Origin of the sequence: Thiolapillus sp., assembly GCF_048562965.1 — a bacterium.
Classification (GTDB): Bacteria; Pseudomonadota; Gammaproteobacteria; order Chromatiales; family Chromatiaceae; genus Thiolapillus; species Thiolapillus brandeum_A.
Map to the genome: position 1 here is coordinate 1 of NZ_JBHNMF010001651.1, position 523 is coordinate 523.

Sequence of the window (523 nt, forward strand, 5' to 3'; positions counted from 1 at the left end):
TTATGGTTTGTATTTAGCTATTTTCAATATCTTTATCAGCCTGTTGCAGATTCTTGGCATATTTGGCGACGACTGATCAACAAACCATCAACAAAAACCCCGGCACAATGTCGGGGTTTTTCAAGCGTGTCTTCGGCCTCGTGATAGATTTTGGGACATCCCAGTCCCCAAAATCGACTCGGCCTTTGACAACCTATTGGTGCCCCAGCCGTCCTGGTCACCAAGCACTACGCAACAACTTCGCAAGCTCGTTGCTGCTCCGTACTTGTCTCCCAATGACTGGACGCCGCGTTCGGAGGCCTACTTTGTTTTCCCTCTGGCGCAAGGCACGCCGGGAAAACAGTGCGGCCTCGCGGCTACTGGGGTCTACCAGCCTTCGCTTCGCTCTCCATGGCTGGCAGCGTCAGATACGATGGTGACGTAGTCATGGCGTTTCTTGAAGGCCGTTTCATCCACACCGATCTGGGTCATGCTCAGTTCCTCTCTGCGTGACAGACCGCGTTTGACCGCACGCTGCATGATG

At 53.3% G+C, this 523-nt stretch carries 1 protein-coding gene; it reads left to right on the top strand.

The window, feature by feature from the left end:
• Positions 1-140 precede the first annotated feature (140 nt).
• Positions 141-419: a hypothetical protein gene (locus ACOCD2_RS26025; protein WP_419583450.1), complete on the top strand. Its 279-nt coding sequence runs from the start codon at positions 141-143 to the stop codon at positions 417-419.
• The last annotated feature ends 104 nt before the right edge of the window (positions 420-523 follow it).